The organism is Paenisporosarcina sp. P4_D4 (assembly GCF_056401835.1).
On record NZ_JBFUIO010000009.1, the window covers coordinates 1 to 22467 of the forward strand.

Below are 22467 nucleotides of genomic sequence, written 5' to 3' on the forward strand. Positions count from 1 at the left end.
AGCTAAAACGGCAGAAAATAATTAATCGTATGGAAAGAGGTTGAGAAATCTTGGAAGAACAGCAATTTGTCTATGACAATATGTACCCAGTTGCGCGTTTCCTTTATGAAATCCTTCCCAACTACGATGTGGCAGGGTACGCTTTGTACCTTGTCATCTTCTTGCTATCCGCGGTAGTATACAAATTAGGATTTGCCAAAAAATTAAGAGTTGGTCAAAACATCGTGATTTACTTATTCTTGTTAATCGGATGTATCATGCTTACTTTTTTAGCTTTCTTCCTGCCAATAGTAGAAGGATTAGTTATCGCCGCAATGATATTAATTTTGTATAAAATTCGTTTGCATAATGAAAAAAAGAGAAGCGCTAGCGCAAGCTAGTGCTTCTCTTTTTTTTTTTTTTTATATAACATGGGAAGTATCCAAACATAAAACAAATGTCCGAGAGTCCAATACGCAAAAGCATGCCAATCATCCCATTCAGGGACGTCTTTAATAGCAAGTTCACTTAGCAGAAAATATAAGCCAAAGGTCGGTAAACAAAGGGAAAAACTGAGTAACCATAGTTTTGGAAGACTATCTTCTACATGCAACCGATCCGCAAGTCCAACAAAGACAAACGTGATGACAATAGAGATGAGTACATGAAACAAGAACTCAATCGTTTCAGGCAAATGTACTTCACCGATAAATGGAATGAAGTCAACATTCAGTAATAAAGTATAGACTTTTATATTCGTTACAGATTGAATGAACTTCATTAAAAGTCCCAATAATATCCCGCTAAATATGCCAATGTAAAGAGAATTGACAAAACGGGGGAAGGTGAACATTAGAAATCTTCTTCAATTCTGCGTGAGCTTTTATAAAAAACAAAGTCACCAGTTGCCAATCTAGCTTGCGTTTTTTCTTCAATACGCTCGTGGCAGGGATCACACATATACGTATGAATTGGTCGATTGCGCAATTTTTTTGCTTGTGGTGAATCATCAGGCAATTGGTTGATGGTATCACAAATGACACATTTTACACGCATCGAAACGACCTCCTAATCTACTCGTACTGCTTGAACATGCTTGATGGGATTTTCCAAGTTGGATCCATCTGCAAGAAGGACATAAACAGGGCCATCCTCATTTAAAGGTTTGCCATCCTGGCTATACTTGAAAATCAGTGAATCTGCTTGTTCTAAGGTGAAAGAATGTTCTTCACCACTCTCAGTTTCAATAATTACTGATTTTGCGTTTTTATTTACTTCAGCATTTTTTAGAAAATGTTTTAAGTAAATACCAAAAGTTCCTGTCAGGATTTTTGTCTTCTCGTATTTCTTCTCGGTTTTCAACGTTGGAGGATAGGTTGCACCTTCCATGATTTCACGTGACCAATGAGCTGACATTTTTTTGGTGTATTCATCCAACTCGTTTTTTTCGAGTTGCTGTTCCGTGAAAAACGTTTTTAAGTCAATGCGTCGATCATCAAAAATCCATACACCTGGGTCTAAAGTTATTTTAAATTTCACATTCCCTTTAATAGGTATTATCGTTTCCATTCTATTGGTGCCTCCTTGCAAGCTGCGTTTCTTCTACTAGTATAACGCTTAGCCTATAGGTAAAAAAGAATTAAGTTCGGAAAGATTCACTGTGGAAGCGATACTTGCATTTTTGTCACTAGAAAGATACACTTTATTAAGACTATATTAGGTGATGGGGGCGTCCTCATGGATACTAAATCTCAGCAATCGTACCAGCAGAAAGCTATGGATTTATTAAAAGCTGATGCAGAAAAAATAGCAAAATTAATTAAGGTTCAAATGGACCATTTGACGATGCCGCAATGCCCACTTTACGAAGAAGTCTTGGATACCCAAATGTATGGTTTATCTAAAGAAATTGATTTCGCTGTAAAATTAGGGCTTATTGAGCGTGAAGAAGGAAAGTTGCTTCTTTCGACACTTGAAAAAGAATTATCTGTATTGCACGATGCTTATACAGAGAAATAGGTAAAAAACTCAAACTCAACATGTGTTTGAGTTTTTTTGCTAGAAAAAAAGAAAAAGAGGTTTCAAAATGATCCCATACATCAAGCGATATGCCAAAAACTTCGATTATTCATTATTTATTACATATATGTTTTTATGTCTTTTCGGTCTCGTAATGATATATAGCGCGAGCATGGTTTGGTCCGTCAATCGATACGGTTTCGAGYCGGACCACTTTTACAAAAAACAAATACTAAACTTAGTTTTATCGGTCCCAGCATTTTTAGTAGGGGCTTTATTTCCATACAAGCATTACCGCAAGAAGCCGATGATGATTGCCATGCTGGTTGTAATGTTCACCTTATTGGTGGCGGTTCATTTTGTCGGCTATGCTGCCGGTGGTTCTAAGAGCTGGATTGATCTTGGATTTGGGAACATTCAGCCTTCCGAGTTTGCAAAAATAATTATGGTGCTATATTTTGCCGGTGTATTTGCAAATAAAGCGAGAAAAGGTCCCATAGATAGTTTTAACCAATCTATTGCCCCGCCAGTGACAGTACTTGTTATGGCCGTTGCCTTGGTATTGAGTGAAGTAGATATGGGTTCAGCTATGATTATCTTTTTTACGGCAATTTCTGTCATGGCCGCAAGTGGTATTCGAATCCGGACATTTGTGAAAATTAGTGGCATAATCGTTGGCGCACTTGCTTTGATTACACCAGTTTTGTATTTAGCCCGTGATAAGTTTATTACTGAACGTCGACTTGGACGTATTGAGGCTTTCCTGAATCCTTTTGAATATGAACAAGGCTTTGGATACCAAGTAGTAAATGGTTATTTGGCCATCGGTGCAGGGGGGCTGAAAGGACTCGGACTTGGACAGTCGGTACAGAAACTGGGCTATTTACCGGAGCCCCAGACAGACTTCATCATGGCCATCATTGCAGAGGAACTTGGATTAGTTGGCGTGTTAATTGTTATCGGTGGTCTTGGGTTTATTGTATTGCGTGCATTGGTTATTGCTTTAAGAGCAGAGGATCCGCACGCGCGTATGATTGCCGCAGGTTTTGCGAGTATCATAGGATTCCAGACTTTTATCAATTTAGGTGGCTTGCTTGGTCTCATTCCATTAACAGGCGTGCCATTACCATTTATAAGTTATGGCGGAACTTCTGTTATTTTGTTATCGTTAGCTATGGGCATTCTGTTAAATGTGTCTATGTTTGTCAAATACGAAAAAACGCGAAGCTAAGGAGTGTCGTCTCATTATGAAAACGATTCAGAAGATATTAGTAGCTAACCGCGGAGAAATTGCCATTCGCATTTTCCGTGCTTGTACCGAATTAAACTTGCGTACCGTATCGATTTATTCAAGAGAAGATAGTGTTTCTTTTCATCGATACAAAGCAGACGAATCGTATTTAGTAGGAGATGGAAAGAAACCAATCGATGCCTATCTGGACATCGAAGGCATTTTACAGATTGCAAAAACAAGTGGAGCAGATGCGATTCATCCTGGATATGGATTTTTATCTGAGAACGTGGAATTTGCGAGACGTTGTGAAGAAGAAGGGATTATTTTTATCGGTCCTACTTCAGCTCATTTGGACATGTTTGGCGACAAAGTCAAAGCACGAGAACAAGCTGTTCTTGCTGGCATCCCAGTAATACCAGGAAGTGACGGACCTGTTCAATCCGTTCAGGAAGTAAAAGATTTCGGTGAAGCAAATGGCTATCCTTTAATGATCAAAGCATCCTTAGGTGGCGGCGGTCGAGGTATGCGTGTTGTTCCCACTGCAAAAGACTTGGAGTCGGCTTACGAACGCGCAAAATCAGAAGCAAAAGCCGCGTTTGGGTCGGATGAAGTCTATGTAGAGAAATTTGTTGATAAACCGAAACACATAGAAGTTCAAATTCTTGGGGATAAGCATGGCAATTTGGTTCACTTGTATGAACGTGATTGTTCGATTCAGCGAAGACATCAAAAAGTAGTGGAAATCGCCCCATCCAATTCCATAACAAAAGAATTGCGCGACCGCATTTGTGATGCCGCGGTTCAATTAATGAATAATGTTCAGTACATAAATGCAGGCACAGTTGAATTTTTAGTTGCAGGTGATGAGTTTTACTTCATCGAAGTGAATCCGAGAATTCAAGTAGAACATACGATTACCGAAATGATTACCGGTATCGATATCGTTCATACCCAAATTCACATAGCAGATGGATCAGCTTTATATGAAGAAGAAATTGGCATGCCGTTGCAACAAGACATTCCACTTTTCGGATTCGCTATTCAATCCCGTGTGACAACCGAAGATCCTTTAAATCAGTTTATGCCCGACACCGGGAAATTGATGGTATACCGATCTGGTGGTGGATTTGGGGTGCGTCTCGATGCAGGGAATGGTTACCAAGGGGCTGTGATTTCTCCATATTATGACTCGCTACTTGTCAAAGTATCGACATGGGGAAAAACGTTTAAAGAAGCAGCCGCTAAAATGGATCGAAACTTACAGGAATTCCGTATCAGAGGTATAAAAACGAATATTCCTTTTTTAGAAAATGTAGTAAAACATAAAAACTTCTTAACAGGAAATTTCAATACCAGCTTTATTGATTCCACACCGGAATTGTTCCTCTTCGCAACCCGAAAAGATAGAGGGACAAAGCTACTGAATTATATCGGTAATGTGACAGTGAATGGTTTCCCCGGTATCGAAAAAGCATCAAAACCTGTGTTTGGCTTGCCAAGAAAACCACAAATAGATTTGCTTGTTCCGCCTACTGCGGGTACTAAACAAATTCTTAATGAACGTGGAGCAGAGGGACTAGTCAAGTGGATACATGAACAAAAAGATGTTTTGGTGACAGACACTACGTTCCGTGATGCACACCAATCATTGCTTGCAACACGCGTCCGTTCTCATGATATGTATGAAATTGCAGAGCAGTCGGCAAGAGCCATGCATGATGCGTTTTCTTTTGAAATGTGGGGTGGTGCCACATTTGACGTTGCATATCGATTCCTTAAGGAAAATCCATGGGATCGACTCATTAAAATGCGTGAAATGATTCCAAATGTGTTGTTGCAGATGCTGATTCGTGGGGCAAATGCTGTGGGTTATAAAAACTACCCTGACAATGTTATCCGTGAATTTGTACAGACATCAGCAGAAGCTGGAATCGATGTTTTCCGCGTATTTGATAGTTTAAACTGGATCAAAGGGATGGAAGTGGCCATTGATGCAGCTCGACAATCAGGCAAAATAGCGGAGGCGGCAATTTGTTATACGGGTGATATTTTAGATGACAGTCGTGACAAATATACGGTCGCTTATTACAAAGAAATGGCAAAAGAATTGGAAGCAGCAGGTGCACATATTTTAGCCATTAAAGATATGGCTGGTTTACTGAAACCCGAAGCGGCATACCGATTAATTTCAGAATTAAAAGACACAGTTTCACTTCCGATTCATTTGCATACACATGATACAAGTGGCAACGGAATTTATTTGTACGGTAGAGCAATTGATGCTGGCGTAGACATCGTTGACACAGCGTTAGGAACGATGGCAGGACTAACATCCCAACCGAGCACAAATACGCTTGCGTATGCATTAAAAGGCAGTACGCGCGAAGTGCGAACTGATATTAAAGCTTTGGAGAAACTTTCTCACTACTGGGAAGATGTACGCAAATACTACCAGGATTTCGAGTCTGGCATGATGAGTCCACATTCTGAAATTTATGTCCATGAAATGCCGGGTGGTCAGTATTCCAATTTGCAACAACAAGCGAAAGCAGTTGGCTTGKGTGAGCGTTTTGAAGAAGTAAAAGATATGTATTCAACCGTTAACTTAATGTTTGGTGATGTTGTCAAAGTTACGCCTTCATCAAAAGTTGTCGGTGATATGGCGCTCTTCATGGTTCAAAATGATTTAACGGAAGAAACGGTACTTACCCGAGGACAAACAATTGATTTCCCTGATTCAGTAATCGAGTTCTTCCAAGGATATATTGGGCAGCCTTACGGCGGGTTCCCGAAAGAACTGCAACAGGTAATCTTAAAAGGACGCGAAGCTATTACGGTGCGCCCAGGTGAATTGTTGGAACCAGTCAATTTCGATAAGCTGAAAGAAGAGCTTTTCCATAAATTGAGTCGTCCGGTTACAAGTCATGAAGTACTGGCATATGCGTTGTATCCAAAAGTGTTCGATGAATACTCGGATATTGTGAAGAAATTTGGGGATGTTTCCGTATTAGATACTCCAACCTTCTTGTACGGTATGCGCTTAGGTGAAGAAATCCAAGTGGAAATTGAGAAAGGTAAAACGTTACTCGTAAAATTAGTATCGATTAGCCAACCTCAATCGGACGGTAATCGCGTCCTTTATTTCGAATTGAATGGACAGCCAAGGGAAGTAATCATCCAGGACTTGACGATTGAATCGGATATTACACAAAAACCGATAGCGGACGTCGGTAACCCTGATCATATTGGTGCTACGATGCCAGGAACTGTATTAAAAGTAGTAATAGATAAGGGTAGTCGAGTAAAGCGTGGAGATCATTTGCTTATTACTGAAGCGATGAAAATGGAAACAACTGTCCAGTCTCCGTATGACGGTGTTGTGAAAGAAATTCATGTCACTACCGGCTCTTCTATTACAACGGGAGATTTGTTGATTGAAATGGAAAAAGAGTAGATTAAACACGATACTGTTGATTATCGTACATTTGCCCTAGCATTGATAAAAATCAACATTAAAAGGGTATCAGCTGAAACCGTTAACGGTTTCAGCTGATGCCTTTTCTTATATCCATCTGTACTAATTCCATTTCTATCGAAAAAAGCAGTTCCGCATGTACGCGGAACTGCTTTTAAAGTGATGTTTTTTTAGAACGGCTACGAGATAGGAGCAAAATCATATAACATAGCAATCCAAATAGTAGTGTGATGAGTAGAGAATGTAGTAAAGCGAAGAATAAGTTCAGCCTTGTCAACACTACTAGCATACCTGATATGACTTGAAGTGAGACGATAACAAACGCAATAATCCACCCATAAGATAAAACTCGTTGGTCTCTATAATTCTTGAATGCATGCCATGCTATGAAACCAATCCAGAGGAAAATTAGTCCGGCCGCTGTACGATGTCCCATTTGCACCCATTCATAAAGGTTGGCTGGTAAAGAGAAATCTCCGTTACGACACATTGGCCAATCCGCACAGATTAAGCCTGAATCTGTATGGCGAACGAGGGCACCTGTGTAAACGACTATATAGGAGTAAAGGGCAACTCCTATTGTATGCCATTTCAATTTTTTCCCAATCTGTAACTTATCCGCATCAAATTTGCGATCGACTTCAAAAATCAGAAGCGTTAACAATAAAACTGAGGCGAATGATATTAAGGAAATACCAAAATGGAGGGCTAATATAAAGTCACCTTGTCCCCATAGAACTTGAGCTGCACCAATTAGCGCTTGTAAAATCAAGAAAAACATTGCCATAAAAGCTAAAAATTTTGTTTCGCGTATATGTCCCATTGCTTTCCATGACCAAACGGATAAGATCAAGATGAGAAAACCTACCGAACCAGTTACGAGACGGTGAGAAAATTCAATTAAAACTTCAGTAGTGATTTTGTCGGGAATTAGTTCTCCATTGCATCCCGGCCAGTGTCTGCCGCAACCCATTCCACTTTCTGTTTTCGTAACAAGTGCTCCACCAAGAATTATGAGCAACATGCCGATTGTAGAAGCAACAGCAAACCACTTTAAGTATTTACTTTGTTGCATGAATGACACCTACTTTGTCTATACTGATCGCGAAAATGCGATACCTGCATGTTTGATAATAGCTAAGAATATGACAAAAAACAATGTTTAACAGAGAAACAACAACAGTAAGGATACCCAATTCACAAATTGTTCATAAAATATTCTCTTTCCATTCACAAAACTTTTTAGAAAATGCTTTACTATAGATATGTTGTGTCAAATTGAMAGGAAACCGCTATGGCTTTTTATCGAATTTGAACTTAAATATAGAATTAGCATAAGTTTTTCGATATAGTAAGTGTAGCGGAATATGCTTACAACTTTGAAAGGGGGAGTTATCATGTCAAACGGTCGCGCGATCAATGCAAGAACTGATGCGGATCTTGAAACAACATCATTTGTTAAAGACTTTCTTGCATTGATTAAGATTGGAATTGTAAACTCAAACCTTGTGACTACGTTTACGGGATTATGGTTGGCATTTCAATTTTCAAACCGTCACTTCTTAGATGAGATGGACCTCATGTTTTATACTCTTGTCGGTGCAGCGTTGATTATTGCCGGTTCAGCCGCAATGAACAACTACATCGATCAGGATATAGATCCAATTATGGCGAGAACAAAATCCAGACCGACTGTGACGGGACGATTCAAACCAACTGCCGTATTGTCCGTTGCTCTGTCCTTCATGGTTGTCGGTGAGATTTTGTTATTTATGGCATCGTTTTCAGCTGGTATATGGGGACTTGCTGGTATTATCAGTTACGTTGTCCTTTATACCATGTGGTCAAAAAGAAGGCATGTGAGCAATACAATCGTTGGGAGTATATCAGGGGCTATTCCTCCAGTAATCGGATGGGCAGCAGTTGAACCTACACTTGGATGGGGTGCACTTGCATTATTCCTCATCATGTTCGCATGGCAGCCTCCACACTTTTATGCACTTGCTATGAAACGAACGGAAGAATACCGGGCGGCAGGCATTCCGATGTTGCCGGTTATTAAAGGATTTGCACATACGAAGCGCTCCATGCTTCTGTGGATTTTAGTTCTTTTCCCACTTCCATTCTTACTCATGGAACTAGGAACATGGTTCCTCGTACTCGCTACTGTGCTTAATATTGGATGGCTCGTACTTGCACTAAGAGGCTTTAAAGCGGAAGATGATTTAAAATGGGCAAAAGGCATGTTTATCTATTCCTTAAATTACATGACCATCATTTTTGTCTCGATGATTATTTTCTCGATTTTCAGCTAACTTTTGGGATTCTTTCTTTGAATTTAGAATTCATATAGAATGGAACCACAGTCCGATTTACAAATGAATACAACTACGAAAGAGGGGTTTGATTAAGCTATGATGAAAGGGCTCAAAAAGTGGCGTCTCTTTTCACTGCTGACAGCTCTAATGGTCTTTTTGTCTGGATGCGGTGAAGAACATTTATCTACACTTACTCCAGCGGGACAAGTCGGTAGAGATCAATTGGATTTAATGTTGCTTTCAACAGGAATCATGGTACTTGTTATTGTTGTAGTAATGATTGTTTACATTCTTGCAATCGTCAAGTTCCGTCGTTCTAAAGTGGGCGAACATGTAATTCCTAAGCAAGTAGAAGGAAGTCACAAATTAGAACTTATCTGGACTATCGTTCCGATTATTTTACTATTGATTTTGACAGTTCCTACTGTAGTCTCTACATATAAATTGGCGGATGTCAGTGGTATGGATACAGTCGATGCAAAAGGCAATAAGACAGCAGTAACGGTTAACGTTAAAGCAAATCTTTACTGGTGGGAATTTGAGTATCCGGATTTAGGAATCGTTACAGCTCAAGAATTAGTAGTACCGACGCAAGAGAAAGTTTACTTTAACCTTAAAGCAGCAGATGTAAAACACTCATTCTGGATTCCTGCAGCGGGCGGTAAAATGGATACAAACGTTGAAAACCTAAACACATTCTATTTAACATTCGACAATCCTTCAGATAGTCTTGAAGATGGTGTGTTTTATGGTAAATGTGCGGAACTTTGTGGTCCTTCACATGCCCTTATGGACTTCAAAGTAAGATCTTTAGATCGTGATGATTTCAATGCTTGGGTAGCAGACATGAAAGCATCAAAAGCAGAAGAAACGCCAGAAGGTGACGTTGCTCAGCAAGGTCAGGAAATCTTCAACACTAGCTGTATTGCTTGTCATGCTGTATCAGGTGCAGGCACAACTGGTGGTGTAGGTCCTAACTTAGCAACTTTTGGAGATCGCAACCGAGTAGCTGGTTTCATGGAACAAACTGATGAAAACGTTAAGGCATGGATTAATGATCCTGAAGAGCATAAACCAGGTAACTTGATGCCTCAACCTGAAGATTTACCTAATAGAAATGGTAAAGAATTAACAGATCAAGAGCTCACAGCTCTGACAGAATACTTAATGGGACTATCTGTAGAAGATTAATCTTCTACAGAATGACAAGAAGGAGGTTAAAGTTGTGAGTTCAATCGCACAGAAAAAAGGCTTTGGTGCCACTCTTTGGGACTATTTAACAACAGTCGATCATAAGAAAATTGCCATCCTTTACCTCATTACCGGTGGATTCTTCTTTATCGTCGGCGGTATCGAGGCTATGCTTATACGTATACAACTAGCACAACCTGACAATGATTTTGTGAGTGCTGGTCTTTTCAATCAAATTATCACGATGCATGGTACAACCATGATCTTCCTGGCTGCCATGCCATTGTTATTAGGCTTTATGAATGCCGTTATGCCACTTCAAATCGGTGCGCGTGACGTTGCTTTCCCATTCTTAAACTCTTTAGGTTTCTGGTTATTCTTCTTCGGAGGAGTATTCCTTAACTTATCTTGGTTCTTGGGAGGAGCACCTGATGCAGGATGGACTTCATATGCATCGCTTTCATTAGCTTCACCGGGTCATGGGATTGACTTTTATGCTTTAGGTCTATTCATTTCCGGTTTTGGTACATTAATCGGAGGTATTAACTTCCTAGTTACAATTATCAACATGCGTGCACCAGGTATGACTTACATGCGTATGCCATTGTTCACTTGGACAACTTTTGTTGCATCAGCATTAATTCTATTCGCTTTCCCACCATTGACGATTGGGATCATTTTCATGATCGTTGACCGTATGTTCGGAGGAAACTTCTTTGATCATACAATGGGTGGTAATACTATTATTTGGGAGCATTTATTCTGGATCTTCGGACATCCTGAAGTATATATCTTGATTTTACCTGCTTTCGGTATCTTCTCAGAAATATTCCCTACGTTCTCACGTAAACGTTTGTTTGGTTATTCAGCTATGGTCTTCGCAACTGTATTAATCGGTTTCTTAGGATTCATGGTTTGGGCACATCATATGTTTACAGTAGGTATGGGACCAACTGCTAACGCAATCTTTGCTGTTGCGACAATGGCAATCGCGGTTCCTACCGGAGTAAAAATCTTTAACTGGTTGCTTACAATGTGGGGCGGAAGTATCATCTTTACAACACCTATGCTTTACGCGATTGGGTTTATCCCATCTTTCGTTGCTGGTGGTGTAACGGGGATCATGCAAGCTGCTGCACCTCTTGATTATCAATTGCACGATTCATACTTTATTGTTGCTCATTTCCACTATGTTATTGTTGGTGGGGTAGTACTTGGATTATTAGCTGGTTTACATTTCTACTGGCCATTAATGTTCAACACGATGTTAAATGAAACACTTGGAAAAGTAACTTTCTGGTTATTCTTCATTGGTTTCCACTTAACGTTCTTTATCCAACATTTCCTAGGTTTACTTGGGATGCCACGTCGTGTGTTCACGTATGGTGCAAACCAAGGATGGGACACTTACAATCTCATCAGTTCATTAGGTGCTATTTTCATGGCAGCCGGAGTTATTGTTCTAGTGGTGAACATCATCATGACGATCGTGAAAAACGAAAAAGTTGGTCGTGATCCATGGGGTGATGGTCGTACTTTAGAATGGGCTGTTCCACAACCTGTACCTTTCTACAACTTTAAACAAACACCACTTGTTCGTGGTCTGGATACATTCTGGATTGAAAAACAAGAAGGAAATAAAGAAGGAATGACTTACGCAGAGCCAGTAGGCGATATCCATATGCCTAACAATTCATTTATTCCTGTTGTTATTTCATTTGGTCTATTCGTAGGAGCATTTGGTGCTTTATACAATGGAGAAAAATCTTGGGCAGTGCCTGTGATGTTCTTGGGATTAGCTATCACATTCGGTTCAATGATCGTTCGTTCATTGAAAGATGACCATGGATATCATGTTCATAAAGAAGATTTATTGAATGAAAAAGGGGGTAAACACTAATGGACTTAAATACTAAGTACACCCCACAATCTTGGCCGGATCATCCGGAAAATTCCACTTTGGAAGGTAAAAATAAATTTGTTGGATTTTGGCTTTTCCTTGGTGGAGAAACTGTAACATTCGCTAGTTTGTTTGCTACTTACTTGGCTTTGAAAAACAAAGGTCCAAGTGGAATGGAATTCACGACACAAGGTTTGTTTGAATTGCCTTTAGTATTCATCATGACAATGTTACTTTTGACTTCATCTTTAACAAGTGTTTATGCGATGTATCACATGAAAAACTATAACTTCAAAGCAATGCAAGCTTGGTTAATGGTAACAGTATTACTGGGTGCTGCATTCCTATGTTTTGAAATTTATGAGTTTTCACATTATGTACATGAAGGATTTACTTACGGTCAAAGTGCTTTCAGTTCATCTTTCTTTACACTAGTTGGAACACACGGAGCTCACGTTTTGGTTGGACTAGTATGGATTACCCTTCTTATGGTTCGAAATTCGAAGCGTGGCTTGAATCTTTATAACGCGCCTAAATTCTATTTAGCTTCTCTTTATTGGCACTTTATTGACGTAGTGTGGGTATTTATCTTCACGGTAGTATACTTGATGGGAGTGATGGGTTAAGATGGCACACGATGTACACAATCATGTAAAATCTCAAACCGAATATGAGTATAAACGTCGACGTTCTGCAAATGAGATGCGTGGACAATTGACAACGTTTGCGATTATGATTTTCTTAACTTTGATCGCATTCACGGCAGTCTATGCTGATTTCTCTCCAAATTTAGTTGCGCCAATCATTTTGTTATTGGCAGCGATTCAGGTTGTTTTACAATTGTATTACTTCATGCATATGAGCCATAAAGGTCATGAAACTGCATCCATGTTTTTATACAGTGGGGTAATTGTAGGTTTCATTACCGTATTGACATTTGTTACAATTATTTGGTGGAATTAACGATCGAAGCGAGCAAGGAAAGTTTTGTTTTTCCTTGCTTGCTTTTTTTTATGGCAATTTTTTGTCGGAGATTCCCTTAATATGAGTGAGATTAACGAACAAGTGGTTTTTATACTTGTCAGTATCATGTTGAGCGGTGTAGCAAGCACAAAAGGACGATAAACAAAATCAAAATTTATTTAAGCCTATTTATAAGTAGAAATACGAAGATAGATTTCGAAGTGAACCGAATTCTACTCTATTTCAGTCTATTTAATCGCATTGTTCATAGTTCGTTCATTGATGTTATGGCAGATGGGATTTATAATGGGGGTACTGAAGAAAAAAGGAGCGAGTAACGATGCCTTTAAGTATATTTGGATTTCAAGCGTTATGGAGTCCGTTTTTCCTATTATTGACGCTAGTAGTTATAGGGCTTTATTTTTATATAACTTCAAAAAAACAGCATTGGTTTGAAGAGACTCAACCTGTAACTAAAAAAGAAATTACAGCTTTTGTCAGTGCCATGCTTTTGCTTTACGCAGTGAAAGGATCACCTATCGATTTAATGAGTCATATTTTATTTTCGATGCACATGACGCAAATGGCTTTATTGTTAATGTTAGTTCCGCCATTGCTAATCGTTGGAATTCCAACATGGGTATGGCGTAAAATCATCAACAATCGATTTATTAAACCCATCTTCAGATTCCTTACCAAACCTTTGTTGGCTTTAATCGTGTTCAGTGGCTTGTTCTCTATATATCATATCCCACTTATTTTGGATAATATTAAACAAAACGAGCTTTACCATTCTGTATTCAATCTCTTTTTGTTCATATCTGCCGTACTTCTTTGGTGRCCAATCATGAATAAATTAAAAGGTGAACACCAAGTACACGGATTAAGTAAAATTGGTTATATTATTGGGAGCGCCATTTTGATTACGCCTGCCTGTGCACTGATTATCTTTGCAAGTCAGCCAATGTATGCGACTTATTCAAATGGTGACGCTTGGTTAAAAGCTATGGAACTCTGTGTGCCTACATCTACATTGTCCGGATTAACTTTGTCCGGTCCAGAACTGTTTACGAATATGCCAGTAATGGAAGACCAGCAATTAGGTGGTGTCATTATGAAAATTATTCAAGAAATCATTTATGGAGTTGTATTGGCTATCGTGTTCTTCCAATGGTATCGTTCAGAACAAGATAATGCAGAAGAGATTACCCAAAAGGCATTACAAGATCGACAAGCTTATGCAGCAAACAAATAATCAACCTTCATAAATTGGTGAGTGTTAGGAGAAAAAGAGATGAATCCACTTGTATTGCCGACTATCAGTACGTTTTTTATTGCGTTAAGCGCCGTCCTTGTTGCGATTGGTTGGGCTTTAATTAAACAAAGAAAAATTGAAGCACATAAGAAAACCATGTTTGCAGCTGCAATTGCAGCACTGACATTCTTTATTATTTATGTTTCACGAACGTTGTTTATCGGAAACACAGCTTTTGGCGGACCCGATGAATATAAAATCTTTTATACTACTTTTTTAGTCTTTCATATTATATTGGCTACGACAGGTGCGGTATTTGGTCTCTTTACCATTTGGTCTGGCTATAAAGACAATTTGAAAAGACACCGTAAACTAGGTCCAATTACAAGTATCATTTGGTTTTTCACTGCCATTACAGGCGTAATGGTCTACTTATTGCTTTATATCATCTATGAAGGTGGAGAAACCACTTCTGTTTTTAAAGCGATATTAGGATTTTAATTAAAGACCCAGTTAAACAATGTCTTTAATTTAAAGGGAGCGATTCCCTCTAATTTTTATCAAAATCAAAGATAATAAAAAATGCCAATCACCTTGTTATTGAGGTAATTGGCATTTTTTATAGTTTGAAATTGGTTTTGATAATACCGGCTTCTTTTGCTGTAGTGAAAATGATGACGACAAATGGACCGATGATTAATCCGAGGAAACCGAAAATTTGTAATCCGATAAACATGGCAATTAATGTGGCAAGAGGTGATAAACCAATCTGAGAGCCCATTAATTTGGGTTCTACAGCACGGCGAATGACCAGCAACACTAACGCCAGAATGGCAAGTTTTGTTCCCATGGCAATGTCCCCAATGACAAATTGGTACAATGACCATGGTCCGACAATGGCAATCGAACCTAGTATAGGAATAATATCGATGATCCAAATAACTATAGACATTATAATTGCATATTTTGGGGCAATGAATAATAATCCAATAAAGCTTCCTACTAAAATAAATAAACTGGCAAGCAATTGGGCTTTCATAAAACCAAAAATGACAGAATTTAATCGGGAAGTCATAAAACGAACTTTTTCAGCAGTTGCAGGCGTCAGATGACGAAATACCATTTTCTTCAGATCTGTTAGGTCCAACATAAACAGGAATAACGTGATAATGTAAACGATAAAACTGACTAAAAAATTTGGTATGCCTGTCAGCAGTTTGCTGATACTATTGTAGCTTACAATCCCCAAAATGGCTTTTTGCATAGTGTTTAAAAACTCATCTAGCTCATTTTTAATCGAAGTTACCACTTCAATGGGCATGCCTTGCGTAAAACTGAATAATTTGCTTTGGACATTCATCCATGACAATGACAGTGTATTAAAATAATCGGGTGCAATTTTAGTCAATTGAATAATCTGACCAACTAATTGGGTGATAGTGAAATATAAGGTAGCGGTAATGAGTAATAAAAATAATATAAAAACGGTAATAACGGCAGTCTTTCGATTCCATTTAAACTTTTCTTTACACCATTTAACAATCGGTTCAAGGAAAAAAGCAGTAATTAAAGCTAGAAGAATTGGAACTGCGAGAGGGAGTACAAAGGTTAAAAAAAGGATGAGCAATACAATCAATAAAGCTAGTATTAAAAATTTCTTGGTAATCCACTTTGGCATCAGCATCACCTCATTTTTCCATATTGTATAAGTATAGACAACATTGTCACATTTGAAAAGCAATAGAAAAAACGCCGAAGGATTATTATTCCTCGGCGTTTCCATTATGCACGAATTTCAAATGCATTGATATCTGCTTTAACAGCAGCCAATGTTTGCTGACATGATTTAACCAAATGTGCCGGGAAGACTTCTTGGTCTCCATATTCAACACCATGAGGGAAATAATGTTTACCTACAACTGGTTTCATCAAGGTAATGATTGCATCATGAGCGCCAACATCGCCATCTTTTGTGAAGCCGAAAATACGTAAATAGAATGTGCCTTCTTTAATTTCGTATTTTTTGTCATAAGTAACACGTTCGTAATCCCATTGACCTTCACGTACAAGACCGTGGTTTAACATAATATCATCTAATAATTGTAAATCAGCTGCTGTATTTTCAATACCTGTGTTTTCAAAATACATAAAATCGTCCTCCTTATACATGCTTTACCCTAAGTAACGCGTTCCATTTTATAATAGTGCAATTTTGCATCTGTTGCAATGACAACATTGTGTCAATACGCTTTACACTGATATAATAGACTCATCATTTTCCTTATGAGGAGTTGTCTTATTGAAAGTATTGGTTAGAATCTTAATTTTATTAGCTATTATCATGACTGTCATTTTTTATTCCGACCAAACTGTTCAAGAAAATGATTTATTGGAAGCGCCAGGTCCAACAGGGCAAGCTTTGCCACAGGAAAACTTATTACCCCCATCTGGGGAAGAATCAGTCCCAAGACCAGAAAAAGGACTATCTACGCTTATTGGACAACATACTAAAAAAGTGGTGGAATCATTTGGGGAACCTAACCGAATCGAGCCTTCAGCTTACGGATATGAATGGTGGGTGTACAATAGGTCACTCGATTCTTATATGATGGTAGGCGTTAACGGGGACACCATAACTCAAATATATATTGCAGGAGAAAGCCTTGATGCCTCACCCTATCAAGTTGGGCAATCCATTGATGATTTATACCGCTTTACTATAATCGAGTCGGAAATTACCGTGCAAATCGATTCGAATGTTTATACATTCACCATCAACGACCAAGATATGACGAACCGATTATTAATTAAATTCGATGGGCTTTTTGCCCAAATTTATATGGATGAAGAAGACCAAGAAGTGGAAGCCATTCGTTTTACTGATCCAAAGACACTTGTTCTCCATCAGCCTTATGAAATGACTTACAAAGGTGACTACTTAGCACCTAAAGTACCTTCAACGACATTGCAAAAATCTATTGATGCATCAAATGAACGCCAATTATTTGAATTGACGAACGTGTATCGTTCACGTCATTCCGTTAATACAGTTATTGAAGATGATGCTCTTGGACTTGTTGCAAGCAAACATAGTGAAGATATGGCGATGCAAAATTATTTTTCTCATGAGTCACCGGATTTTGGGGATTTGGAAAACCGTTTGGAAGAGTCGCTTATTGTTTATGACAGTGCAGCTGAAAACCTTGCAGCGAATTATTATGATTCAGCAGAAGTTGTAAATGGTTGGTTAAATTCTTCAGATCATAGAGAAGTTTTGCTAAAAGAAGATTTTACCCACCTGGGCGTAGGAACATTTGGCAAATATTATACGCAAAACTTTGTAAAACGCGAGATGAATGTCAGAAAAGGTCAATGAGCAGCGGAGTTTATCCATGTTCCTTCTTCTGAAGAACCGAAAGGACGAATATGCAGTGGAATTTGGTGCTTAGCCGCCATGTCCACTGCTTTTTTTTGTATCAGTGGGTGTGTCTCAGTTTCACAAAGCTGCTGAAGCTTTTCATACGAAACTTTCGGTAATTTATATACATTTTCCGAGTTTTTTGGATCACCGGACATGACACCTGGTACATCTTTATAAAATTCAACCGCCTCGGCATCGAATAAATTGGCCATCACGATTGCAGTTAAATCACTGCCACCGCGTCCAAGTGTCGTAAAGCGATGATCTGTCGTAATTCCTTGAAACCCTGGTACAATTACACATGGTACATGCTGGAGCAATTCTTTAATGACTTTTTTAGATGTTTTAATAATTGAAGCATCTCCAAAATGGTCATCCGTGTAGATACCAGCCTGTATGCCATACGCTAATTGACACGGAATCTGTTGCTTTAAACATTCTGCTGATAGAACGGAAGATGCCAGGAGCTCTCCGCAAATAGCAGCAACATCTTTTGATTCTGGTGCAATTTGAAATGCGTCCGTTATTCGAATCAGTGTATCGGTGGAATAAGGATCCCCATGACGCCCCATTGCTGAAACAACCACTAGAACCGATTTATATTTGGCTAAACCTTCTTTAATATGTTGAATACATACTGCCCGCGATGCTGCATCTCTCACCGCTATGCCTCCGAATTTTTGCACAATCATCAAACCCGCTCCTTATTAATCATGAGTGACATTTTCCCGCATGCTTACATACGATGAACGTACCTTGACTGTAATGTATTCGGTCAATTTCATTTTGTGTAGGAGGGGTACAATGACTTTGGTCATTGCCGATTTATTAAAAGACTGGCCGTGTACGTGGTTACACGGATCCTTTAATGAAATCATATGTGGGGTCAAAGAAAATTCCAAGGAAATTCAAGCCGGTGATGTCTTTGTAGTTATTAAAGGGAAAAATGCCAATGGTGCAACTTTTATAAATGAGGCAATCGAAAACGGGGCGGTCTGTATTATTGCGGAAGATCGAGAACATGAAAAAATGTGTAGAGAGGTGGCGTTTGGCATCGTGCCAAACACTAGGACCTTTCTTTCTCATGCTTGTGCCCGTGTTCATGGGAATCCATCAAAACAATTGCACGTGGTGGCGGTGACTGGAACCAATGGTAAGACAACGGTAAGCCATATGATAGGTCAAATGCTCACGAAGCTTGGCTACCAAACAGCAGTAATCGGTACATTAGGACTTTTTATAAATGGAAAAAAAGTTGATGAGAATTTTCCATCACTCACTACATGGTCTGCTTCACATCTCCATCAAACCTTTGCCCGACTGTTAAAAATGAACATTACACATGTCATAATTGAAGCTTCATCGATGGGATTAGCACAGCACCGGCTGGACCATTGTTCAATCCAACAAGGGGTATTTCTAAATCTAGGACATGATCATCTTGAAGATCATGAAGGCATTGAGTCCTATAAAAAAGCAAAATGCAAATTAATGGATATAAGCCGAAAAGTTGTTGTGAATAAAGACGATTCTTTTTGGTTGGAAAAAGGAAAAGAATGCACGAAAGAACTGAATTGGTTTGGCGAAGAATACATCCAGCTGAAAGAAATAAAGCCAGTATCAACGAATGTGACAATATTCGATGAAGGAGATTGTGATGGCTATGACGTGGAAGTTGGTTTTACAGGACTCTATAATATCTCAAATATAGCGGCTGCAATTGCGACTATACGTCAATTGGATATTCCGATGTCATCAATTATTCCGCTACTCCCCAACATTACTTTACCCCCTGGCAGATTTCAATTCATCTTAAAAAAACCTTTTCAAGTAGTCATAGATTATGCGCATACACCAGAAGCTCTGCAACATCTACTTTCTTCAGCATCAAGAATTACTGAGGGACGATTACTTGTTGTATTCGGATGCGGAGGAAATCGCGACCAAGCGAAGCGAAGTGCTATGGGAGAGATTGCAGCATTTTACTCACATAGCATGTGGGTGACATCAGATAACCCCCGATTAGAGGATCCTCTGAAAATCTGCCAGCAAATCGTTGGAAATTTGCCGGAGACTTCCAAGATCCATATCGAAGTCGATCGAGCAACTGCGATTCAACAAGCGCTTCGGTATTGCAAACCTGGAGATTTACTCTGTATAGCAGGGAAGGGTCATGAGTCCACTCAACATATTGGCGATCAAGTTATCCCTTTTTCAGACGAACAAACCGTTCTGCTAATATTATCGACGTTACCGATGGCGGGGAACCACGAAAAATGATCCATTGCCAACCGCAAGCTTCTTGCCATTGTCGTCCGTAATTTCACCGGTAACCACCATCGTCTGGCGTCCTTTATGTGAAAAAGTAGCATGTGCATGTAAATGACCTTCCGTGGCCGTCGCCAAATAGTTAATGGATAAGTTCATGGTTACAGCGGCAAATTCTTCAGATAGTGAATGATTTGCGAGGACACCCATCGCGGTATCAAGCATAACGGCCAGAATACCACCGTGAGGGATATGAAGAGTGTTATGAATATAAGGAGTTATTGGGATGGATATCGTGCAAGAATCATCGCTTAATTTCTTCTCCATATGCAAAGTAGCGCCTAAATAAGTGGAAAGATCACCACTTTGTTTCTTCTCAAAGCCTTCCAACCATTTTGATAACGTAGAGACATCTTCGGTTGATGCATGAATTAATATGTTTTCGAGTTGATTACGTACTGATTTTTTCATGTTGTTTCTCCTAACTTTTAGCAAATGCAGGTCTTTTATTTTATGAGTCCAATCTGTTATGATTAAAATAGATTGGAGGAATGTCCGATGATGATGACATCAGAATGGGCAAACATCATGGATGAAGGAGATAGTTTAACACAGATGATTTTATCCTCCGAGCAAGTAGAACGCTTCAAAGAAGCATATTTCGCCGTTTATACAGACGAATTATTAAATAGACAGATTGCTTCTTTTTCTCGTTTAAAAGAGCAGTATGAAGATGTTCAACGCTTCGGAAAGTATCATCCGGACTATCAGCACGTGATGAAGTCTATTCGAGTACAAAAACGCGCACTTGATATGAATGAACGTGTCGCTAATTTAAGACTGGCTGAAAACGAATTGCAAGATTTGTTGGATGAAGTCAGCTTATTAATAGGAAAAACTGTATCTGAATCTGTCAAGGTCCCTGTCAGCAATCCGTTCTTCGCTTCAGCTGCCTCTTCTTGTAGTACAGGAAGCTGTGGAACTGGTGGTTCTTGTGGCTGTTCAGCTTAAATAAAAGATTGTAGCTTGGGTGCGTAACTGCTCTTGAGCCGGACATAACAAAAGGATGTGCGCGTAATGTGCACATCCTTTTTCTTATTCTTAAAGAAAGTTTTAGCTTATACACATTTTCTTATGCAATATGTTCTGCCAGTAACGCAACGGCTAAATCTGGACGATCTGTAACAATTCCTTTTGCACCTGATTGCAACAAACGCTGCATTACTTGAGGATCATTGATTGTCCAGTAGTGAACGGGAACATTCAGTTTGCTCAGGAAGTTGATAAAACCTTCTCCATCAAGTGGGAAAACACCGGATTTCACTGGAATTTGAAAGACGTCTACACGAGGATGATACAAATGTCCGAACTGACTTGTGTAGGCAGAATACGCTTTACGCACTTCGTTTTCTCCTGCACCAAGTGCCACCGAATTTTGAGCATACAGGTTGAAACGATCGATTTGCTCGTCATGGAAGCTCGTGACAACCACACGGTTTTGAGCACCAAGTTCTTCTATCAAACGCCATAATTTTGAAGGAATCAAGCTACCTTCATACGTTTCAGGAGAATCCTTCATATCGATGTTAATCAACATTTGTGGGAATGCTTCAAATAGCTCACGTAGCGTGATAGCAGTTAAGCCTTGTCCACGATATTCATATTCTTGCTGCTCATTAATAAACTGATAACCCAGATCAAAAGCCTTAAGTTCAGAAAGTGTCATATCTGCAACACGTCCTGCACCGTCAGTGGTACGATCTACATATTCGTCATGGAAAACCACGATTTCTTCATCTTTTGTCAAGCGAATATCGATTTCAAATCCATGAACTCCAAGTTCAGCTGCTTTTTTGAAAGCTATCATGGAGTTTTCTGGAGCAATCAGAGAACCTCCACGATGAGCTAAGATAATCGGATGTTCATATTGAAGTGCTTCTTTATCAGGGCGTTTTTGAGGTTTTGAGATGGCTTTAGAGCCTGCCCAGGCAGCAGCACCAGCTGCGGCGATTGCGAATGCTACTTTCGTTTTCTTTCCCATGTCTAATTCCTCCTCATGCAAACTTGCTTTCCCCATTATAAAGGAAAGTATAGCAAACTGTCAGCTTCAAGCGGTTGCGAACGTTTTCTTTCATATGGTATTCTTTTAAGTAAGAAAAGAGGGAACTCGCATGAATGAACGACAAGGATTAATTGTATATGTACATCATTTAAAACAAGCGAAGTCGCTGAGGAAATATGGACATGTTCAATATATTTCCCGAAAATTAAAGTATGTCGTAATGTATTGCGACCTCGATCAAATTGAAGCGATTTCAACGAAATTACAAAAACTCCCGTTTGTAAAAGAAGTCAGTCCTTCCTACCGTCCGTTTGTCAAAACTGAATATGAAAATTCTAAACCGGACAAAGCAAAAGAATATGACTATAAAACGGGCTTATAA

The 22467-nt window shown here is 39.1% G+C and carries 24 protein-coding genes; 15 read left to right on the forward strand and 9 right to left on the reverse strand.

Annotated features, from left to right (window positions below; all coding sequences use genetic code 11):
- Positions 1-50: 50 nt before the first annotated feature.
- Positions 51-380, forward strand: a complete 330-nt coding sequence (locus AC1DSL_RS04270) for a YlaH-like family protein (RefSeq protein WP_016427818.1) — start codon at positions 51-53, stop codon at positions 378-380.
- Here the strand turns inward: AC1DSL_RS04270 and AC1DSL_RS04275 are convergent.
- From AC1DSL_RS04275 to AC1DSL_RS04285, 3 genes are all read right to left on the reverse strand, one after another.
- Positions 377-760 carry a hypothetical protein gene (locus AC1DSL_RS04275; RefSeq protein ID WP_477531304.1) on the reverse strand — a complete coding sequence of 128 codons (384 nt, stop codon included), beginning with the start codon at positions 758-760 and terminating at the stop codon, positions 377-379. The genes AC1DSL_RS04270 and AC1DSL_RS04275 overlap by 4 nt on opposite strands.
- Positions 761-831: 71 nt before the next feature.
- Positions 832-1035 carry a YlaI family protein gene (locus AC1DSL_RS04280; RefSeq protein WP_016427816.1) on the reverse strand — a complete coding sequence of 68 codons (204 nt, stop codon included), beginning with the start codon at positions 1033-1035 and terminating at the stop codon, positions 832-834.
- Positions 1036-1047: 12 nt separating this feature from the next.
- A complete protein-coding gene (locus tag AC1DSL_RS04285) occupies positions 1048-1548 on the reverse strand; it encodes a hypothetical protein (protein WP_016427815.1) in 501 nt (166 codons plus the stop codon).
- A 168-nt stretch (positions 1549-1716) separates the two neighbouring features.
- Here AC1DSL_RS04285 and AC1DSL_RS04290 point away from each other — a divergent pair, with 168 nt between their 5' ends.
- The 3 genes from AC1DSL_RS04290 to pyc all read left to right on the forward strand — a co-directional run bounded on the left by AC1DSL_RS04290 (position 1717) and on the right by pyc (position 6686).
- Complete coding sequence (locus AC1DSL_RS04290) at positions 1717-1998, forward strand: Fpa/YlaN family protein (protein ID WP_016427814.1); 282 nt, start codon at positions 1717-1719, stop codon at positions 1996-1998.
- Between the two features lie 67 nt (positions 1999-2065).
- Positions 2066-3229, forward strand: coding sequence for an FtsW/RodA/SpoVE family cell cycle protein (locus AC1DSL_RS04295; RefSeq protein ID WP_477531305.1), 1164 nt, complete (start codon positions 2066-2068; stop codon positions 3227-3229).
- 16 nt (positions 3230-3245) lie between these two features.
- Complete coding sequence (pyc, locus tag AC1DSL_RS04300) at positions 3246-6686, forward strand: pyruvate carboxylase (protein ID WP_477531306.1); 3441 nt, start codon at positions 3246-3248, stop codon at positions 6684-6686.
- Positions 6687-6861: 175 nt separating this feature from the next.
- Here the strand turns inward: pyc and AC1DSL_RS04305 are convergent, their stop codons facing one another.
- On the reverse strand, positions 6862-7782 hold the full coding sequence (locus AC1DSL_RS04305; protein ID WP_342541855.1) for a COX15/CtaA family protein: 921 nt from the start codon (positions 7780-7782) through the stop codon (positions 6862-6864).
- Positions 7783-8104: 322 nt separating this feature from the next.
- Between AC1DSL_RS04305 and cyoE the strand changes: the two genes are divergently transcribed.
- The 7 genes from cyoE to AC1DSL_RS04340 all read left to right on the forward strand — a co-directional run bounded on the left by cyoE (position 8105) and on the right by AC1DSL_RS04340 (position 14835).
- Complete coding sequence (gene cyoE / locus AC1DSL_RS04310; protein ID WP_342541854.1) at positions 8105-9022, forward strand: heme o synthase; 918 nt, start codon at positions 8105-8107, stop codon at positions 9020-9022.
- Between the two features lie 99 nt (positions 9023-9121).
- Entirely contained in the window at positions 9122-10216 is a 1095-nt protein-coding gene (coxB, locus tag AC1DSL_RS04315; RefSeq protein ID WP_477531307.1) for a cytochrome c oxidase subunit II, read from the forward strand.
- A gap of 34 nt (positions 10217-10250) precedes the next feature.
- Positions 10251-12116 carry a cytochrome c oxidase subunit I gene (gene ctaD, locus AC1DSL_RS04320; RefSeq protein WP_016427808.1) on the forward strand — a complete coding sequence of 622 codons (1866 nt, stop codon included), beginning with the start codon at positions 10251-10253 and terminating at the stop codon, positions 12114-12116.
- Complete coding sequence (locus tag AC1DSL_RS04325; RefSeq protein WP_342541852.1) at positions 12116-12742, forward strand: cytochrome (ubi)quinol oxidase subunit III; 627 nt, start codon at positions 12116-12118, stop codon at positions 12740-12742. The genes ctaD and AC1DSL_RS04325 overlap by 1 nt, the downstream gene beginning before the upstream one ends.
- Position 12743: 1 nt before the next feature.
- The gene (ctaF, locus tag AC1DSL_RS04330; protein ID WP_016427806.1) at positions 12744-13079 is read left to right on the forward strand and encodes a cytochrome c oxidase subunit IVB; all 336 of its coding nucleotides are present in this window, start codon (positions 12744-12746) and stop codon (positions 13077-13079) included.
- A 340-nt stretch (positions 13080-13419) separates the two neighbouring features.
- Positions 13420-14334 (forward strand): cytochrome c oxidase assembly factor CtaG, encoded by a 915-nt coding sequence (ctaG, locus tag AC1DSL_RS04335; RefSeq protein ID WP_477531308.1) that lies wholly within the window; start codon positions 13420-13422, stop codon positions 14332-14334.
- A gap of 39 nt (positions 14335-14373) precedes the next feature.
- Entirely contained in the window at positions 14374-14835 is a 462-nt protein-coding gene (locus AC1DSL_RS04340; protein ID WP_016427804.1) for a DUF420 domain-containing protein, read from the forward strand.
- A 118-nt stretch (positions 14836-14953) separates the two neighbouring features.
- Here the strand turns inward: AC1DSL_RS04340 and ytvI are convergent, their stop codons facing one another.
- Complete coding sequence (gene ytvI / locus AC1DSL_RS04345; protein WP_477531309.1) at positions 14954-16012, reverse strand: sporulation integral membrane protein YtvI; 1059 nt, start codon at positions 16010-16012, stop codon at positions 14954-14956.
- A gap of 104 nt (positions 16013-16116) precedes the next feature.
- Complete coding sequence (locus tag AC1DSL_RS04350; protein ID WP_016427802.1) at positions 16117-16482, reverse strand: YugN family protein; 366 nt, start codon at positions 16480-16482, stop codon at positions 16117-16119.
- A 151-nt stretch (positions 16483-16633) separates the two neighbouring features.
- Here AC1DSL_RS04350 and AC1DSL_RS04355 point away from each other — a divergent pair, with 151 nt between their 5' ends.
- A complete protein-coding gene (locus tag AC1DSL_RS04355) occupies positions 16634-17710 on the forward strand; it encodes a CAP domain-containing protein (protein WP_016427801.1) in 1077 nt (358 codons plus the stop codon).
- Here AC1DSL_RS04355 and AC1DSL_RS04360 read toward each other — a convergent pair.
- Positions 17704-18447 carry an amino acid kinase family protein gene (locus AC1DSL_RS04360; RefSeq protein ID WP_016427800.1) on the reverse strand — a complete coding sequence of 248 codons (744 nt, stop codon included), beginning with the start codon at positions 18445-18447 and terminating at the stop codon, positions 17704-17706. The two genes, AC1DSL_RS04355 and AC1DSL_RS04360, sit on opposite strands and share 7 nt — an antisense overlap.
- 112 nt (positions 18448-18559) lie before the next feature.
- On the opposite strand from AC1DSL_RS04360, the gene AC1DSL_RS04365 reads away from it, so the two are divergent.
- Positions 18560-20035: a UDP-N-acetylmuramoyl-L-alanyl-D-glutamate--2,6-diaminopimelate ligase gene (locus AC1DSL_RS04365; RefSeq protein ID WP_477531310.1), complete on the forward strand. Its 1476-nt coding sequence runs from the start codon at positions 18560-18562 to the stop codon at positions 20033-20035.
- On the opposite strand, the gene AC1DSL_RS04370 is transcribed toward AC1DSL_RS04365, so the two are convergent.
- Complete coding sequence (locus tag AC1DSL_RS04370; RefSeq protein WP_477531311.1) at positions 20006-20494, reverse strand: PaaI family thioesterase; 489 nt, start codon at positions 20492-20494, stop codon at positions 20006-20008. The two genes, AC1DSL_RS04365 and AC1DSL_RS04370, sit on opposite strands and share 30 nt — an antisense overlap.
- Before the next feature lie 87 nt (positions 20495-20581).
- On the opposite strand from AC1DSL_RS04370, the gene AC1DSL_RS04375 reads away from it, so the two are divergent.
- Positions 20582-21034: a YlbF/YmcA family competence regulator gene (locus AC1DSL_RS04375; RefSeq protein ID WP_016427797.1), complete on the forward strand. Its 453-nt coding sequence runs from the start codon at positions 20582-20584 to the stop codon at positions 21032-21034.
- 121 nt (positions 21035-21155) lie between these two features.
- Here the strand turns inward: AC1DSL_RS04375 and AC1DSL_RS04380 are convergent, their stop codons facing one another.
- Complete coding sequence (locus AC1DSL_RS04380) at positions 21156-22064, reverse strand: glycerophosphodiester phosphodiesterase family protein (protein WP_016427796.1); 909 nt, start codon at positions 22062-22064, stop codon at positions 21156-21158.
- A 130-nt stretch (positions 22065-22194) separates the two neighbouring features.
- Here AC1DSL_RS04380 and AC1DSL_RS04385 point away from each other — a divergent pair, with 130 nt between their 5' ends.
- Positions 22195-22467, forward strand: coding sequence for a YlbG family protein (locus AC1DSL_RS04385; RefSeq protein ID WP_016427795.1), 273 nt, complete (start codon positions 22195-22197; stop codon positions 22465-22467).